Below are 16,886 nucleotides of genomic sequence, written 5' to 3'. Positions count from 1 at the left end.
GCTCGATGCGGGGCCGCTTTGTTCCGGGTATTGGTACACGACATTGAACATTATTCACGGTTCGCTGAAGGAACATAGTACCGGTCTGGTGGGGGCCTATCACAAGCGCCCCGATCATGCGGTTGTGGAACTCAAGGCAGACGAAGTGGATGCTGCGCTGGCCGCTAATGACGGCTGGGTGTGGCTGCATGTCGATCTGGTCGATCAGCGGTCACAGGGCTGGCTCTCGGAGCGCTGTGCCTTGCCCGCGTCGGCGCGGGCAATATTGGAAGGGCATGACGATAGCCTGGTGCTCAGCCATGAGGCAGGAACGATCCATGGCGTCATCGCCGACATGCATCAGGACATGGAGCGCATGTCCACCACAATCGGCCGTCTGCATTTTGCGGTGATGGGTGGGCTTCTGGTAACCGGCAGGCGGCATCCTCTGGAAGCCGTAGACAGGGTGCGCCATTCCTTTGCCAGCGGTTTTTGCCCGGCAACGGCCTATGAATTATTTGAGGCGGTGGTTACGGCCTTCTGCAAGAACACCGCAATCAGGCTCAATGAGGCGAGCAAAATGCTCGATACTGTTGAGGATCGGTTGGTGACCGAGCGGTTGAATGATGAACGCAGGGATCTTAAGGAAGTGCGCAGACTGGCGGTCTCGCTGCATCGTCCGGTGGCCGGTATGGTGGCTTTGTTTGAAGAGGAAGACCGTCTGGACTGGACCTTGCCTGAGATGGGGCATGCCGCGTTGACGCGGCTTTCCATGCGGCTCGAGCGCCTCGACCGTGAAATCGTTATGGTCAATGATCGTGCGCGGTTGTTGCAGGAAGAGATTGCAGCGGAACTGGCGGATGATTCAAACCGCAGCCTCAAAGTGATGGCGGTGATGAGCGCATTGCTGCTGCCCGGCACGCTGATCGCCGGTATTTTCGGGATGAACACTGCCGGATTGCCCTTCACGGGCGACGGGTCCGGTTTCGGCTGGGCGATTGTTCTGGGTGTCGGTGCGACAGCGCTGTTTTACTGGCTTCTACGCAAGGCTGGTATCAGCTTGCGGCTTTGAACAGCGGTATCCCGAACAGGAGGCGCCGTTTCGAAGGGCCTCCTGTTGGAATATATTTTACTTCTGGGTGGGCGCCGTAGTTTCTGCGCTTGCCGTTGTTTGCGGCTTTTCCATTTTTGTTGACGATTGCGCATTGTGGTAAGTGCAGTCTGCCATCGCAGCCGTAACCGACAGAGCGAGGACAGCGGTCGTTACAAATACGACTTTCATATCTGTCTCCATTCAGTGTTAGTTTCGTGGGGCATTACACCGACAACTCTAGCAAATACTGCCAGTCTTGTCTCATCACTTCATATTCTAGTGGATTGAATTTGACGTTTGAATCCCGGCTGACATAGATGCTGTTTCAAACGTCAAATTCGAAAAATCCACTAGATACATATACTTGCTAGTGGTCTTTTTGATTCCAACATTTGCTCAGCGCGTGAACCGAGGGATGCAAATGTTGGAATCAGACCACTAGTCTCTGGGCAGTTGCCGTGCGCCCCATTCGCTTTCGGGGATGGCGTGGCCGATGGCATAGCTGAAGGACTGGATCGACATGGCCTCCGCATTGACCTGACATTTGAAATCCACGCCATACCATTGGGCGCGGCTGCGAAAGGCGCCGTTGCTGACCGTCAGACCGCTGTTGGAAACCGAACCGCCCGCGCGCGCCAGCATGTCGGGGAAAGCGCCGGGCTGCTGGCGGCGGATCTGTTCAAGCGCCTCGATGCTGCAAATCTGGATGACGCGATCCGTGGGCGAGAGTTTGCCGAGCGCCTGTTTCACACGCGGGTCAGACAGGGCATCCTTGGAATAAAGCCTGCGCGCCTGTTTGAAGTTTTCAGCCTTTTGCTCCGAAACGGCCTTGGTGGCCGGCTTTGCCTGTTCCGGTTTGGGCTGCGGAATAGGCGGGTTCTGAATAGGAGGGGCTGCCGCCTCGTTCGCGTTCTCCGCAGTTGCGGATTGAGCCTGCAGCTCCGCCGCTTCCTGTTCTTTGTCCTGCGGCTGCTCGTTCTTGGTCTCGGTTGTCGGGCGCGCAGTTTCGTCGGGCTTTTCGCTTGTTTCTGGTGCGGCGGGCGGAACGTCAGGTTCCTCCGGCGCCTCATCCTTCGGATCGTTGGAAGCGGACTCAAAGGCAAGCTTCTGGGCCTGCGCCTGCTGTTGCGCAGGAGCGGGCTTTTCCTGGTCCTGTTTGGGCTTGTCCTCGGCGGGTGGCGGCGGGGGAACAAGCTCTACATTGACGCTCTGTTCCTGCGCGGTTGGCAATTCCGGCAGGCGGACGAGCAGAACAATGGCCAGCAACAGATGCAGGACGATCGAGCTTGGAATACCCCAGCCGATTTCTGCAAACATTTTTCTGGCCAATTGCTGCATCGCTCAAACGATCATGGATATCCAACTACACCGGCACTCTCACGTGCCGATGGTGATACCACATTGGAGCGCCAACAACAGGTGTCGGGCGGAACTATTCACTCAAGGCTCGATGCAGCGCATCATCGCCGAAGCTTATGCGGCCTCCAGTGCCTGCTCGCATCGCAGCAACATGCCGTAGAGATCGCGCGGTTCATCCGGGTCCGCCAGCATGTCGAGTTCGGCATAAAGGCCGGTCTCTTCCAGTTTGCTGAAGACATAGCGCAGGGCGGAAAAATCTTCGGTTGCAAAGCCGACGCTGTCGAACAGCGTGATGGCGCGATCCGATGTTCTGCCCGGCAGTTTACCGGTGATCACTTCCCACAATTCCTTGACCGGATAATCTTCCGGCAATTGCTGGATTTCGCCCTCGATGCGGGTCTGTGGCGGATATTCGACAAAAATATCCGAGCGCAGGAGAATTTCCTTGTTCAGTTCGGTCTTGCCGGGGCAATCGCCGCCAACCGCATTGATATGCACGCCGGGGCCAACCATGTTGTCGCTCAAAATGGTAGCATATTGCTTGTCGGCGGTGACGGTGGTGATGATATCCGCGCCCTCGACAGCCTCCTGCGACGACCCGCAGATGGTGACCGAAAATCCCTTGTCCGCTAGATTGGCCGCACAGCGCTCGCTCGCCGAACGGTCGATATCGAACAGACGCAGCGTGTCGATGCCGAGCAGAGCCTTGAAGGCCAGCGCCTGAAATTCGCTCTGCGCGCCGTTGCCGATGATCGTCAGCGTTTTGGAATCCGGTCGCGCCAGATGTTTGGCGGCCACTGCCGACGTGGCGGCGGTGCGCAGCGCGGTCAGAATGGTCATCTCTGTCAGGAGCAGCGGATAGCCGCTGTCCACATCGGAGAGTACGCCGAAGGCCGCAACCGTCTGACGGCCCGTCCGGTTGTTTTTTGGGTGGCCATTGACATATTTGAAGCCATAAAGCGTGCCGTCGCTGGTTGGCATCAGTTCAATGACACCTTCCTGCGAATGGGAGGCGACGCGCGCCGTCTTGTCGAACTGTTCCCAGCGACGAAAATCTTCTTCGACAATTGCCGCCAGTTCCTTGAGGAAGGTTTCGACACCAACGGTCAGAACCAGCTTCATCATGTGATCGACGCTGACAAAGGGAACGATATTCAGCTTTTCATTGGTCATGGGAGTGAACCTTTATTCAATGGGCGGACGCGCCCGATCAGCGGGCGTTGTTTCCAGCCTTTGCCGCGAGGAATTTTTCAGCGATCATCGAAACGATCTGCGGCAGAACCTCGAAGGCGTAGGGCGCGTGGACGCGCTCCAGCTTCTGGTGGAATTCGCGACCCCATGGGCCGATATTGACCACCGGGAAACGTAGCGCGTTGGCGGCTGGATGATCGACGAGGCGCGACACCGGCGTGTTCTGCGACACGATATCCTGCCCAAGCGTTGCCTGACCGAGAAAGCTCATATCGGAAATGCCCTGGAAATGGGGCTTCCAGACCAGGCTCTGGTCGGGGAAGGCCGCAAAGACCTTGATCGTCTCGTCGATGGCCTCTCTGAAAAGGCGGTCATTGGTTTTGGTGTCGTCAAGATGGCTTGCCGGATAGTGCAGCCCGGCAAAGCCGACGACAATCGCCGGTCCGGCAAGGTGCGCAACACCCACCAGCCATTCGGTCAGCTGGCGGCTGACGGAAAGCGGATTGTCGATGCCGGAAAGGCGCTGTTCCTGTTCGTCATAGAGACGTTCGAAGTCGTTGCCTGCGATCTGTGCTGCCATGGCGCGCAGCTCTGTGAATGTCAAAAGCTTCGGCGCTGGCGGGGTTGCCCCGGCGCGCTTGCCGACCAGCTTGCCATAGGCTTCGGCCTGCGCGGTGAAGCGTGCGACCGCATCAACGGCGCCGGTGCGCACTTCATCCTGAAAGCGCTTGAAGAGCTCTTCCGCAGTCATGCCATGATAGAGCCAGTTGAGCGCGATCCAGAAACGTTCAGGCGTCGTGACTTCATAGCCGTCGCGCAAATCCTTTGCCTCAAGGCAGATGGGCGGCGGGGAAATATCGTTGTCGTCGCGGTCGGCCAGATCGGCATTGCCTTCGAAGCGCGTGAGAATACCAGCCGCCATGGCCTGTGCGCTGACGCCTTCATAAGGGTAGCTGGCGTGGGAGCTGCAACCGATGACGAGCGCGAAAGGCAGGAGCTTGCCGATGGTTCCGGCATAGACGGCGCGGCCTTCGCTGCCATCGCCCTGATCGGACGTTACATCAAGATTGATAGCCGACGAAATATCGAGATCGAAGTCCCGCGCAATATCCGGCAGCGCATTGCGCATCGACCGCATGCCCCGGCTTTCGCGCTCTTCGTCCGGTGTTACGATCAGGACCAGATTGCCACTGCGGTCGGGATCGGCCGCAAAACGCTCAAGGCAGGCAATACCGGCGGCGATGCCGCTTTTCATGTCCAGAAGGCCACGGCCCGGCAGGAAATCGCCGCTCAGAAGATCTTCCAAAGCGCGCTCTTCCTGGGCCGAGCGCGCGCGCTTGCCAAGGTCCTTGATCAGCGCGTCTTTCAGGTTGAGGCTGTCGCAGGAAAGCGATTTCAACTCGTGATAATTGTCGGTCGCAACCGTGTCGAAGTGGCCAGCGAGAACCACCGTGTCACGGCCCTTGCCGCGCACCAGCGCCACCACATTATGGGTCAGCGGATCGCCATGGCTGGCAACCGTGCGGATATTGGCCGGGTTCTCCTGGAAATAAGGAATTTCCTTGAGCAATTCGACAAAGCGACCAGAGAATTCCGCTTCACCGGGCGTGCCCGTTTCGCTACGCCAGCTGACCATGCGAAGAGCCAGCTCTTCGACATGCTGCGCATCGATATGGTTGTGCGCCATCGTTACGGCGTTTTGCGCGCCGTTTGAAACATTCGCAGTCATTGAGTAGTCTCCGTAATTTAGTGCGAAAGATGCTTTCGCAGGAAAGCGCGGGTCCGTTCCTCTTTCGGATTGGACAACATCTGGTCCGGCGGACCCTGCTCGACCACCACGCCGCCATCCATGAACATCACATGGTCGGATACTTCAGCGGCGAAGCGCATTTCGTGGGTCACGATCAGCATGGTCATGTGCTCTCTGGCGAGCTGCTTCATCACCTGATTAACCTCTTCCACCAGCTCGGGATCGAGCGCCGATGTGGCCTCGTCGAACAGCATCACCTTGGGCTGCATGGCGAGCGCGCGCGCAATCGCCACGCGCTGCTTCTGGCCGCCGGAAAGGCGCGCCGGATAGGCATTGCCCTTGTCCACCAGCCCGACCTTCGCCAACAGCGTGTTGGCGCGGTCCAGCGCTTCGGCGCGGGGCAGATGCTTGAGCCGCATCGGACCGATCATGATGTTCTGCAGCACGGTCAGGTGCGGAAACAGGTTAAACTGCTGGAACACCATGCCCATTTCCTGACGGATATGGTTGATGTGCTTTTCGAAGGCATGGCCCTTGAGCGGCTTGTTGACCTGATTGCCATCAAGCCAGATTTCTCCGCCCGAGGTTTCTTCCAGCATGTTGATGGAGCGCAGAAGCGTGCTTTTTCCCGACCCGCTGGGGCCGATGATGGATACGATCTTGCCGCGCGGAACCGTCAGGTCGATGCCCTTGAGAACCTCGTGGTTGCCATAGGATTTCCTGATCTGGCGCAATTCGATCATGGGTGTCTGAGTGTTCATCGGATAGCTTCCGCTTTCTTGGCCGCTTTGCTCAATGCCCATTCCATCAGAAGATTGACGGCATAATAGAGCACGGCGGCGACGAAATAGAATTCGAAGGGTCGATAGGTTTCGCTGATGGCGCGCTGTGCGTTCAGAACCAGTTCCGTGATGCCCAGGACGGACAGCACCGCTGTATCCTTGAGCAGGATGATGCTGTTATTGCCCACCTGCGGCAGCGCGGTCAGGATCGCCTGCGGAATGATGAAATAGCGCAGCGACATGCCCCGGCTGAAGCCCAGCGAACGGGCGGCTTCCATCTGCCCGGCGTCCACAGCTTGCAGCGAAGCGCGGAAAATATCGGCGTTATAGGCGGCATAATGCATGCCAAGGCCGAACACGCCGGTCCAGAAGGCCGGAACCATGATGCCGATCTGCGACAGGCCATAATAGAGAAGATAGAGCTGGAGCAGCAGTGGCGTGCCCATGAAGAGGAACACGATGCCGCGCACCGGTAGGCTGACGATTTTTGGCCCGTGCAATGTCACCAGAGCGATGACGACGCCCAGCACCACGCTGATGACACCGGCCAGAACGGTGATCAGCACCGTCCAGAGCAGGCCGATGAAGAGCAGTTCCAGATAGGAGGGAACGACCGTGAAATCGAGGCTCATGCTTCGGCCCTCCTATCTCGGTTGAAGAAGGTTTCCATGCCGCGAACGATCATCGAAATGACGGCAATGATGACGATGTAGGCGATGCCCGCGATCGTGAAGACTTCGAAGGGCTTATAGGTCGAGGTCACGAAACGCTGCGCGGAATAGGTCAGTTCAACCACGCCGATTGTCGAGACAAGTGCTGTACTCTTGGTCAGGATGATCGTGTTGACGCCGAGCGAACGGATCATCAGGGGTGCTGCCTGCGGCAGAATGAAAAGCCGCATGGTGTTGAAGCGTCCAAAGCCGATGCTGCGGGCCGCTTCGTTCTGCCCCTTATCGACGGCCAGAATGGCGCCACGTATGCCTTCCGACATATAGGCTCCGATGTTGAAGCCCATGGTGATCACGCCAGCCATGAATGGGCTGAATTCCAGACCGAATTGAGGGCCGCCGAAGAAGACCAGAAAAAGCTGCACCAGCAGCGGCGTGCCGCGCATGATGCTGACATAGCCCGTGGCGAACCAGCGGAACGGCTTGAAGCGCGAAAAGCGGGCAATAACCAGAACGGTTGCAACGACCAGACCGATCAGAAGCGATACGACTGTCAGCTGGACGGTGACCCAGCCAGACTGAACAATGAAGGGAAAAATCCGCTCGATAAGTGCGATATCCATCCTTCAACCTTTCTTCCCCATCGGTGGCTCGTGGAGATGGGCCACCGAATGGCCGGAGGAACAGCGCCGCTGTTCGCCCAAAGGGTGGTGGGCAGAAAGCGAACAGTACCAGATTTGGGGGATCAATTTCGAAGATGGGTTGCTTGTCACAACCCCTCTTCCGGAGAGGGAAGATTAGCGGATATCCGCGCCAATCCACTTTTCGGAAATGGCCTTGTAGGTGCCGTCGGCCATCATGTCGTCCAGAGCCTTCTGCATGGCGGCAGCCAGTTCCGGATTGTTCTTGCGTACGGCGATGCCGATGTCGTAGCGGGGCAGTTGGTCATCCTTGACCTGCTTGATCGGCGCATTGCTCTTGGTGATGGCAACCAGAACCGGTACGTCGTCGGCGACAACGGCATCGATACGGCCAGAGCCCAGATCAAGCAGCATTTCCGGCAGGCCCTTATAGGTGCGAACGTCGTATTTGCCCTGTTCGCGGACCCATTTTTCGGAGGTTTCGCCGAGCGTCACGCCGATGGTCTTGCCTTCAAATTCCTTGAGCGAGGTGGCAGCGTCGTCCTTGCGGACGAACAGCGCCAGACCCGAGCGATAGTAAGGGCCGACAAAGGCAATTGCCTTCTTGCGTTCTTCGGTGATGCCCATCGAACCGACAATGGTGTCGTAGCGACCGGTCACCAGACCAGCGATGATGCCGTCCCAGGCGGTCGTGACGATTTCTGGCTCGGCCTTCAGGCGGCGCGCGATTTCAGAGCCGATATCGACGTCGAAACCGACGACCTTGTTGGATTCATCCACAAAGCTGAAAGGAGGAAAAACGCCGGACAGGGCAATCGACATTTTGCCTGCCTTCTGGATCTTTTCCAGATCGTCGGCCTTGGCCGCGTTCATGGAAAAGGTGAGACCGAGCGCCAGAAGCGCCGTGGAGAAAAATTTCGCGGTATTCATGTAGGTCAGTTCCCCATTTGAAGCCCCGGACGCCGGGACCGTGAAATCGCCGTTTGCATGCGCTTGTTTTCGTGACCTTGTGACCGGTCCAAGCCGGGATTGGTCATGGGTTTCCATCGCGATCAACGTCTGGAAACCACCTGGGCAATCCCCTTGCAGAAAATGAATATCTGCAATCAGATTGACAAAAAAGAATATAAAGTGATTATTTTTATAAATTACTGCCGATATAGGTAGTCGCACTTACTAAAAAGAAAGAGGGGGTCATGGACGAGCTTGACAAGAGACTGATCACGGAATTGCGCATCAATGGACGCGCATCGGTGCCGCAACTGGCCGAGCTTCTTGGCGTGGCGCGCGCAACAGCCCAGAAGCGGCTCGACCGCATGGTGGCCAATGGCGACATCAAGGGCTTTACGGTCCGTGTGCGCGACGATATCGGCAAGGACCAGATCAGGGCTTTCATGCTGATCGAAATGTCAGGCTCTTCGCTCAAAGCCACGATCAGCGCCATCAAGCGCGTGCCGGGGCTGACGGGTCTGTTCAACACCAATGGCATGTGGGACGTGATTGCCGAGCTGGAAGTGGCGACGATTTCGGAACTCAACGAGGTGATCTCGACGATCCGCTCGCTTCAGGGCGTCAGCAAAAGCGAGACCAATATCATGCTTGGCCCCGCCTGACGCTGCGTGCTCATTCGCCGTCGAGCCGATCGGCGACCAGATCGGCATAGACCAGATAGCGAAGCGGTCCGGGCGTGATTGCATCGAAGGGATAGCATGTCGCAAGAACGAGGTGTTTTCCCGTGGCCTGCGGGTCGATGGGCGCTTCGTCCCAACGGGCCACAGCCATATGGGTCGTGCGATAGGTCACGATCTTTCCGTCACGGCGCGTGATGCGGATCAAATCGTTCGGCTCGACATTTTTCAGGAAAGCGAAATGGGTATCGCGATGGGCGGCATAGACCGCCGTGCCCTGATCTCCCGCTTCCGGCGTATTATCGAGGTGTCCGGGCCCGAAGGCGAGTGCCTGACCGCTCGCGCCTTTCAGCGCAATCGCTGCGGTTTCCAGTCGCGGCACTTCGATGCGCGCCACCGGCCATGTGTCGGCCCAGCTCCACGGCTTGACAGGCGCCCCCGTCTCCACACTCTGCGTGAAAGCGCGCTCCAGCAGGATTTGTGCGGCAAAGGCCTTGGCGTGAATCCAGAAGCCCTGTCCGGCGAGGACCAGACCGCCTGTGATCAGAACGCAGGCGAGAAGTGTCGAGAGGGAGCGCGCAAGCGCGCGCCCCTTCAGGATGGTCTGACGATTACTCATGGCTGCCTGCCTTTTCACGACGCGTGAACCAGAAGAGAAGGGCACCGATCAGCACGGCCAGCAAACCTTGCAGCATGAGAAGCGTTGCAGGTGTCGCCGTTTGCGGCAGTGGAAGACTCGGAACGGGTAGGGTCGGAGCGATCTCCTCAGCTTTACTGTCGACGCCACTCCAGTCGGCGTTTTCGCTGTCGGTTGGCTGTCCGGCATTCGCGTCGCGCGTGGCGCTGATGCCGAGCAATGTGCGATAGTCCCAGCCAGCGGGCAGATGCAGCGGAATATCGGCCTTGGTCAGCGGTATATTGGCGGCGCGTGATGGCGTGACATCCACGGCGATGAGACTGGTCAGGCGCGTCACCAGATGGTGATCGAGCGCAAGCCGCAGGATACGGGCGTCGGCGGCATCCTGATTGATCTCGCCAAGCGTGGCAGCGACTTCGGCATCGTCAATCTTGCGGCGCGCCCAGATTTTGGAAATGCCTTCCGCGTGACTTGCCTGATCAAGCGGCAGTGTCACGGTCCAGGGGTGGTCACCGACCATGCCGCTGACGGTCAGTTCGCCGGTCGCCTTGCCCATGCGGGCGGCAATGACAAGCGGCTCGCCGCGATAAAGATCAGGCAGCAATGTCGGCGTGAGGCTGACATTCTTTTCGGTAAACGCGGCGCGGATGTCAGTTACGGCTGGGTTTTCCAGCTTGTCGAACAGGGCACGCATGCGCTCGTCGACTTCCGCTGCCGAACCGATATGGGCGAAGCTCCCGCGACCAAGCTCGGCGGCGCGGTTCACCAGATAGCTGTTCGGGGCTGAACCAATGCCGACCATGAAGATGCGCGAGCGTCCGCGCCGGGCGGCGATTGTATCGAGTAGCTCCAATTCGTTGCTCACTTCGCCATCGGTCAGGAAAACGATCTGGCGCAAGCCCTTGCTCTGATGGCTGTCATCGAGGGCGGCGTGCAGCGGCGGCAGCATTTCCGTGCCGCCAGCGGCTTCAAGCTGGCCGACAAAGCTGCGCGCAGCGGCGACATTTTCGCCGGTTGCGGCAACGCTGTCCGGGAAAAATTTGGTCATTGTGTCATCGAAGCGGATGACGTTGAAATGGTCGTTCGGTTCCAGTCGCGACAGGGCATAATCGAGGCTGGCTTTTGCTTGCACCATGGAGGTGCCGCCCATTGAACCGGAATTGTCGATCACGAAGACAATCTCGCGACCGGTCTTCCTGGCCGGCGCCAGAACCGGCGGCGTGACATAGGCAAGCACAAAGTCTTCCTTGCCGACCCGTTCGCGAAACAGACCGACAGTTGGCGTGTTGCTCGCCGCAGCGCTCCATTCAAGCACGAAGTCGCGGTCGGCAATTGCGTCGCCTTGCAGTGTGATCTGGCGCGCGTCGCCATTCAGCCGGTCGATCTTGACGGGATGGTAGAGGCTTTTCAGTCCATCGACCGGGAACCCCGCATCCAGCTTGATTGCAAGCGTGACCGGGTTGGTCCGTGCACTGTCCGGTCCGATCAGTGCCGTATCGATCGGTGCAGCCTGAGTGTTCTGTGTCGTGCTGGCGGCGGATTGTCCCCAGCCACCATTCAGCTTGGCGCGCTGGTCGATTGCGGCCTTGTCCTGCGGATTATAGCGCGGGGCAACGACCAGCGGCACGCGCAGCGAAAAGCGATTATCGGCCAGACGCACTGCCTGCTGATATTCGATCTGTACAACGACCTTCTCATGCGGACCGATATTGGCGACGGCATTGGTGAAGACATTGAACCGCTGCTGTTCCACGAGTGCGGTTTTTTTGCCTTCGCTGCGGGCCTTCTCATAGATGGCGCGTGCGGCCTGCTTTCCCTTGATATCGGCCACGACGACGCGATTGCCGATGATCAGCTTCAGCGAATGAACGGCGCTGTCTTCAGGCAACGGAAACACATAGAGCGCCTCGACCCAGCCATCGGTGGGGTTTTCGAAAGCCTGTGTGAGACGCGCCCGCGCCGTCGGTCCGCTGACAGTGATATCCACATCGGTGGCGAGCCGCGGGGCCTCGACATATTGCCCGGCCTGTTCGGTCTGCATCAGCAGGCTGCCCGATTCCATTTCATTGGGCGATACGAAAGCGGAGGTTTCCGCACGCGCCTGCAAGGGGTGAAGCAGGGCAAGTATCACGCCGAGCGCGGGAAGCAAAATTGCATTCCCGAACCAGAGAAACTGGCAGAACCGGACGAGAAAATTTCTCCGGTTCCTTTGATGTGAAACAGTGATTGCGGTGTGCATGACGGGCTCCCTTTCCGTAATGGATGAACTGGAGCGATTGTCTGAAACGCGCTGTTGCCTCGCCAGCGTCAGCTTTGACCTCTTTCGTCCGCATCTTGCCGCAAAGCGTCTTGCCGCTGGCGGATATGTGTGGAATTGTGAAAGAAAGTACGCAATCAGGACATTGGCGCATGGTCCACGGGGACCCTTATCTGTCGGAAAATCAAAGCAGTAGCGTTGCGGCCCGGGTTCGCGAGGAAATCGCGCGGCGGCGTATTTCGCGCCAGCGACTCGCGGACGACGCGCGGATCAGCCTTTCAACGCTAGAAAAGGCGCTATCGGGGCATCGTCCTTTCACGCTCGCCACCATCATCCGGCTGGAACAGGCAATGGGTGTGGCCCTGCGCGAACCGGGCGCGGCGCAGGCGCCCAAGGCAGGCGACACCATCGAGCGCCCTGTTGCGAGCGGCACAGGCAGCGGCCATGCGCCGGAGGAGCTGGGTGCCTATTCGCGGCCCGCCGTTGCGTGGCTAGAGGGAACCTATCTGACCCTGCGTCCGTCCTTTGGCGATGCGGATGCGATCTTCGCCTATTGCACGGAAATCGTCTGGGATGACGAGGGAACGCGGCTGCGGTTCCGGGAACGGGAGCGCACCGATGCGTCTTTCTCCCAGCATGGCTCGGTATCTGTGCCGCATCGGTCGGGGCATATCTATCTTGTCACCAACACATCCGGGCAATATCGGATGGTGGTTCTGTCGCGACCCAGCATTACGGGCGAGATGTTCGGCCTGCTGACGACGTTGCGGGCGGGGCAGGGCGCGCAGCTGACGCCGGTTTCGACGCCGCTGGTGCTTTTGCCGCTATCTGCCTTTGAGGAACCCTCCTTCGGGCGTATCGCCAGGGACGGCGATCATTATGGCGCTTATTCGGCCCTGTTGGGCAAGGTGCTGGATGAGAATTATGCAGCCTTCATCGGCTGACACTCTATTCGCTTGAACGCCCCTCCGTCTTGTGCCAGCATTCAGGCGGAGGAGGATGGTCATGGTGTCGACACTGTCGCACATCAAGGAGATTGAGCGCGTCGCCATGGGCGGGGCCTCGGATCGTGATCGCCCTGTCATTCAATCCTGGTTGCGCTGCCTCAATGATTATCGGCTTAATCCCGCCCAGACGCAGGAAGCCTATATCGTGCCCGACACATTGCTGCGGGAACATCGCGAGCAGTCGGAAGAGCTCATCCGCATCGGGCGTACCGGCCTCGAAGCGCTTTTCAGACAAGTCGCCGATCAAAGCTACGTCCTGCTGCTGTCGGATGCGCGCGGCGTTACAGTCGAGTTCATGGGCGACCCCACTTTCGACAATCAGCTGCGCAAGGCGGGGCTTTATCTCGGATCGGAATGGTCGGAAGACAGGGCGGGAACCTGCGCCGTCGGGGCCTGCATGGTTTCAGGCAAGCCCGTCATCATCCATCAGGACGATCATTTCGACGCCTGCCATATCGGCCTGACCTGCACGGCGGCGCCCATTTTCGATACGTTCGGCGATCTGTCGGCGGTGCTCGATATTTCGCAACTGCGCTCGCCGACCGCGAAGGCCAGCCAGCAGCTGGCGCTGCATCTGGTTGCTTCCACTGCGCGGCGGATCGAGCTTGCGAATCTCATGACCCGGGCGCGCGAGGATTGGGTTTTGCGTCTGGCGCGACTGCCAGATTTTCTGGACGTCGATCCCGATGCCGCGATGACGATTGATGGCAACGGCGTAATCACCGGCATGACACATGGCGGTTTCGGCTCTGTTGCGCGCGGCATGAATCTGAGCACGGTCTCGACGAAGGACTTCATCGGGAAACCCATCTCCAGCGTCTTCGATATCGATATCGATCAGCTTCCGGCCCTGATGCGCGGACGCCCCAATGGCGAGCGTTTGCTCCGGGCGCGCAACGGTCTGGCGCTTTTTGCAAGCGCCATTGCGCCGGTCAGCAGTTTCCGTGCGCCTGCGACCAGCAGCATATCGGTGCGGCTGCCTGGGGCGCTGCGCCAGTTGAGTTTCGGCGACCCGGCCATGGAGGCGCTGCAGGCCCGCGCCGCCAAACTGGCGGATCGCCGTCTGCCGATCCTCATCAAAGGCGAAACCGGCAGCGGCAAGGAATATCTGGCGCGCGCCATCCATGATAGCACCGCCAAGCCCGGTCCGTTTATCGCGGTCAATTGCGCGGCAATACCCGAACAGCTGATCGAATCCGAATTGTTCGGCTATGTCCCCGGCGCTTTCACCGGCGCAATGCAGAAGGGGAAGACCGGGCTTATCGAAGCGGCCAATGGTGGCACGCTGTTTCTGGACGAGATTGGCGACATGCCACTCGCTCTTCAAAGCCGGTTGCTGCGGGTTCTTTCGGAAAACGAAATTCAGCCAGTCGGCGCGCTGAAACCGAAGCCGGTCAGGTTCCGGCTTTTGTCGGCATCGCATCGCGATCTGGCGGCGCTTGCTGCCGAGGGCCGTTTTCGCGAAGATTTGCTCTATCGGCTCAATGCCGCGACGCTGACCCTGCCGCCGCTGCGACAGAGACAGGATTTCGACAGCCTCGTTGATCACCTTCTGCGCCGTATCGGCGAAGAAGAGGGCGAGACAATCACGCTTGACCGCGCTGCGCGAAAGGCGCTTGCAGCCTATGGCTGGCCGGGCAATCTGCGCGAGCTGGACAATACGTTGCGTGTTGCAGCGGCGGTTGCAACAGACGCCACAATCACCACCGATTGCCTGCCCGAACATTTCCAGACTGTGACCGCGGCGGACAATGACCGTTCCGATCAGCAGGTTTTGCGCCGTCAACTTGACGAGTGCGGCAACAATATTTCCGCGCTGGCCCGAAAACTGGGTGTCAATCGTTCCACGATCCACCGCCGCCTGAAGCCCACACATTAATGCTGCAACAGGTGCAACACCTGTTGCACGATAGCTGTTGCATCATTTGCGGCTGCAATGCTTCTTCTGAATAAAATAATGCAAAAACAATAGCTTGGCGATTGCAAGCCATCTGGCACGCCGTTTGCTCATCCTTCTCCGACGGGCCTTGGGAGAAGTCCGCTATCCACATCCACGGGAGGAAATTGCAATGCTTGAGAAAACACCGACAGTCCGCGTACAGGCCTTTCTCGACAAGTTCGGCGCAGCACTGGAAGGCGGGCGGATCGATGAAGCGGTTTCGATGTTTGCCGATGATTGCTACTGGCGCGATCTGGTTGCCTTCACTTGGAACATCAAGACCGTGGAAGGGCATGATCAGGTGCGCGACATGCTGCAATCCCAATTGCAGCTGGTGAAGCCAACCAAATGGCTCGTCGCCTCTGGTGAAACAGCGACGGAAGCCGATGGCGTCACCGAAAGCTGGATATCCTTCGAGACGGAAGTTGCGCGCGGCTACGGTCTCATTCGCCTGAAGGGTGGCAAGATATGGACCCTTCTCACCGTCATGTCGGAATTGAAGGGGCATGAGGAAAAATCAGGCTTCACCCGTCCGCTGGGCGCGAAGCATGGTCACGACCTTGGCGCCAAGACATGGAAGGAAGAACGTGAGGAGGAAGCCCGCACGCTCGGCTATGAAAAACAGCCCTATGTGCTGGTGATCGGCGGCGGACAGGGCGGTATTGCGCTCGGCGCGCGCCTGCGGCAGCTCGGCGTGCCGACGATCATCGTCGAACGCAACGAACGACCGGGCGATTCATGGCGCAAGCGCTACAAGTCGCTCTGCCTGCATGACCCCGTCTGGTACGACCATCTGCCCTATATCGACTTTCCGAAAAACTGGCCGGTTTTTGCGCCCAAGGACAAGATTGGCGACTGGCTGGAATTCTATACCAAGGTGATGGAGCTGAATTACTGGACGCGCTCCACCGTCAAGTCGGCGAAATGGAACGAAGACGAGAAGGAATGGTCGGTCGTCGTAGACCGCGACGGCGAGGAAGTCATCCTGCGTCCAAAGCAACTGGTCTTCGCAACCGGCATGTCGGGCAAGGCGAATATTCCAAACGTCAAGGGACAGGATTGCTTCAAGGGCGAACAGCAGCATTCATCCCGCCATCCCGGGCCGGATGGTTACAAGGGCAAAAAGGTCGTCGTCATCGGGTCGAACAATTCGGCGCATGATATTTGCGCAGCCCTTTGCGAGGCGGGTGTCGATGTCACCATGGTGCAGCGGTCATCGACGCATATTGTGCGCTCGGAGCCGCTGATGAAACACGGGCTCGGCGCGCTTTATTCGGAAGAGGCGGTGCAAAATGGCGTCACGACGGCCAAGGCCGATCTGATCTTCGCCTCGCTGCCTTATCGTATCATGCATGAGTTTCAAAAGCCCATCTATGACAAGATCCGCGAGATCGATGCTGATTTCTATGCCGCGCTTGAAAAGGCTGGTTTCCAGCTGGATTTCGGCTCGGACGGTTCGGGCCTGTTCCTCAAATATCTGCGGCGCGGCTCCGGCTATTATATCGATATCGGCGCTTCGCAGCTCATCATCGACGGCAAGATCAAGCTCGCTTCAGGGCAGATAGAGGAGATTACCGAAAACTCCGTGCGGCTTGCCAATGGAACCGAACTGCCTGCCGATCTGATCGTCTATGCGACGGGCTACGGTTCGATGAACGGCTGGGTCGCGGATATCATCGATCAGGAAACGGCGGACAAGGTCGGCAAGGTCTGGGGTCTCGGGTCGGAAACGCCGAAGGACCCCGGCCCGTGGGAAGGCGAACAGCGCAATATGTGGAAGCCGACGCAGCAGGAGGCGCTGTGGTTCCACGGCGGCAACCTGCATCAGTCGCGGCATTATTCGCAATATTTGTCGCTGCAGCTGAAAGCCCGCATGGAGGGCATCGATACGCCGGTCTATGAACTGCAGACCGTGCATCATTTGCGATAAAGCGATTGCGGTTTTCACGGATTAA

At 58.7% G+C, this 16,886-nt stretch carries 14 protein-coding genes; 5 read left to right on the top strand and 9 right to left on the bottom strand.

What is annotated here, in order from left to right; genetic code table 11:
* Positions 1-43: 43 nt before the first annotated feature.
* Complete coding sequence (locus ABWW11_RS18180; RefSeq protein ID WP_109366866.1) at positions 44-1,051, top strand: CorA family divalent cation transporter; 1,008 nt, start codon at positions 44-46, stop codon at positions 1,049-1,051.
* A gap of 459 nt (positions 1,052-1,510) precedes the next feature.
* Here ABWW11_RS18180 and ABWW11_RS18175 read toward each other — a convergent pair whose 3' ends face one another.
* The 7 genes from ABWW11_RS18175 to ABWW11_RS18145 form a co-directional block, all read right to left on the bottom strand.
* A complete protein-coding gene (locus ABWW11_RS18175; RefSeq protein WP_244597118.1) occupies positions 1,511-2,389 on the bottom strand; it encodes a DUF930 domain-containing protein in 879 nt (292 codons plus the stop codon).
* A gap of 156 nt (positions 2,390-2,545) precedes the next feature.
* Positions 2,546-3,604, bottom strand: a complete 1,059-nt coding sequence (gene ocd, locus ABWW11_RS18170) for an ornithine cyclodeaminase (protein WP_109366868.1) — start codon at positions 3,602-3,604, stop codon at positions 2,546-2,548.
* A 37-nt stretch (positions 3,605-3,641) separates the two neighbouring features.
* Positions 3,642-5,351 (bottom strand): M20/M25/M40 family metallo-hydrolase, encoded by a 1,710-nt coding sequence (locus tag ABWW11_RS18165; protein ID WP_109366869.1) that lies wholly within the window; start codon positions 5,349-5,351, stop codon positions 3,642-3,644.
* Positions 5,352-5,368: 17 nt separating this feature from the next.
* Positions 5,369-6,133, bottom strand: a complete 765-nt coding sequence (locus ABWW11_RS18160; protein ID WP_109366870.1) for an amino acid ABC transporter ATP-binding protein — start codon at positions 6,131-6,133, stop codon at positions 5,369-5,371.
* Entirely contained in the window at positions 6,130-6,786 is a 657-nt protein-coding gene (locus tag ABWW11_RS18155; RefSeq protein WP_109366871.1) for an amino acid ABC transporter permease, read from the bottom strand. Before ABWW11_RS18155 ends, ABWW11_RS18160 begins: the two co-directional genes overlap by 4 nt.
* A complete protein-coding gene (locus ABWW11_RS18150; RefSeq protein ID WP_121538432.1) occupies positions 6,783-7,445 on the bottom strand; it encodes an amino acid ABC transporter permease in 663 nt (220 codons plus the stop codon). The genes ABWW11_RS18155 and ABWW11_RS18150 overlap by 4 nt, the downstream gene beginning before the upstream one ends.
* Before the next feature lie 174 nt (positions 7,446-7,619).
* Entirely contained in the window at positions 7,620-8,393 is a 774-nt protein-coding gene (locus ABWW11_RS18145; protein WP_109366873.1) for a transporter substrate-binding domain-containing protein, read from the bottom strand.
* 266 nt (positions 8,394-8,659) lie between these two features.
* Here ABWW11_RS18145 and ABWW11_RS18140 point away from each other — a divergent pair, with 266 nt between their 5' ends.
* Positions 8,660-9,076, top strand: a complete 417-nt coding sequence (locus tag ABWW11_RS18140; protein ID WP_109366874.1) for an Lrp/AsnC family transcriptional regulator — start codon at positions 8,660-8,662, stop codon at positions 9,074-9,076.
* A gap of 10 nt (positions 9,077-9,086) precedes the next feature.
* On the opposite strand, the gene ABWW11_RS18135 is transcribed toward ABWW11_RS18140, so the two are convergent.
* Both ABWW11_RS18135 and ABWW11_RS18130 read right to left on the bottom strand, forming a co-directional pair.
* Positions 9,087-9,710, bottom strand: a complete 624-nt coding sequence (locus ABWW11_RS18135) for a class GN sortase (RefSeq protein WP_109366875.1) — start codon at positions 9,708-9,710, stop codon at positions 9,087-9,089.
* Positions 9,703-11,877 (bottom strand): marine proteobacterial sortase target protein, encoded by a 2,175-nt coding sequence (locus ABWW11_RS18130; protein WP_283736230.1) that lies wholly within the window; start codon positions 11,875-11,877, stop codon positions 9,703-9,705. The genes ABWW11_RS18135 and ABWW11_RS18130 overlap by 8 nt, the downstream gene beginning before the upstream one ends.
* 260 nt (positions 11,878-12,137) lie before the next feature.
* Here ABWW11_RS18130 and ABWW11_RS18125 point away from each other — a divergent pair, with 260 nt between their 5' ends.
* The 3 genes from ABWW11_RS18125 to ABWW11_RS18115 all read left to right on the top strand — a co-directional run bounded on the left by ABWW11_RS18125 (position 12,138) and on the right by ABWW11_RS18115 (position 16,861).
* A complete protein-coding gene (locus ABWW11_RS18125; RefSeq protein WP_121538436.1) occupies positions 12,138-12,929 on the top strand; it encodes a helix-turn-helix domain-containing protein in 792 nt (263 codons plus the stop codon).
* A 61-nt stretch (positions 12,930-12,990) separates the two neighbouring features.
* On the top strand, positions 12,991-14,871 hold the full coding sequence (locus ABWW11_RS18120; RefSeq protein WP_121538438.1) for a sigma-54-dependent Fis family transcriptional regulator: 1,881 nt from the start codon (positions 12,991-12,993) through the stop codon (positions 14,869-14,871).
* 190 nt (positions 14,872-15,061) lie between these two features.
* Positions 15,062-16,861 (top strand): NAD(P)/FAD-dependent oxidoreductase, encoded by a 1,800-nt coding sequence (locus ABWW11_RS18115; RefSeq protein ID WP_319080894.1) that lies wholly within the window; start codon positions 15,062-15,064, stop codon positions 16,859-16,861.
* The last annotated feature ends 25 nt before the right edge of the window (positions 16,862-16,886 follow it).

Origin of the sequence: Brucella sp. NBRC 113783 (genome assembly GCF_040372265.1) — a bacterium.
GTDB classification, from domain to species: domain Bacteria; phylum Pseudomonadota; class Alphaproteobacteria; order Rhizobiales; family Rhizobiaceae; genus Brucella; species Brucella teleogrylli.
Note: the sequence above shows the minus strand (reverse complement) of the source record. Positions and strands in the feature narration are given on the sequence as shown.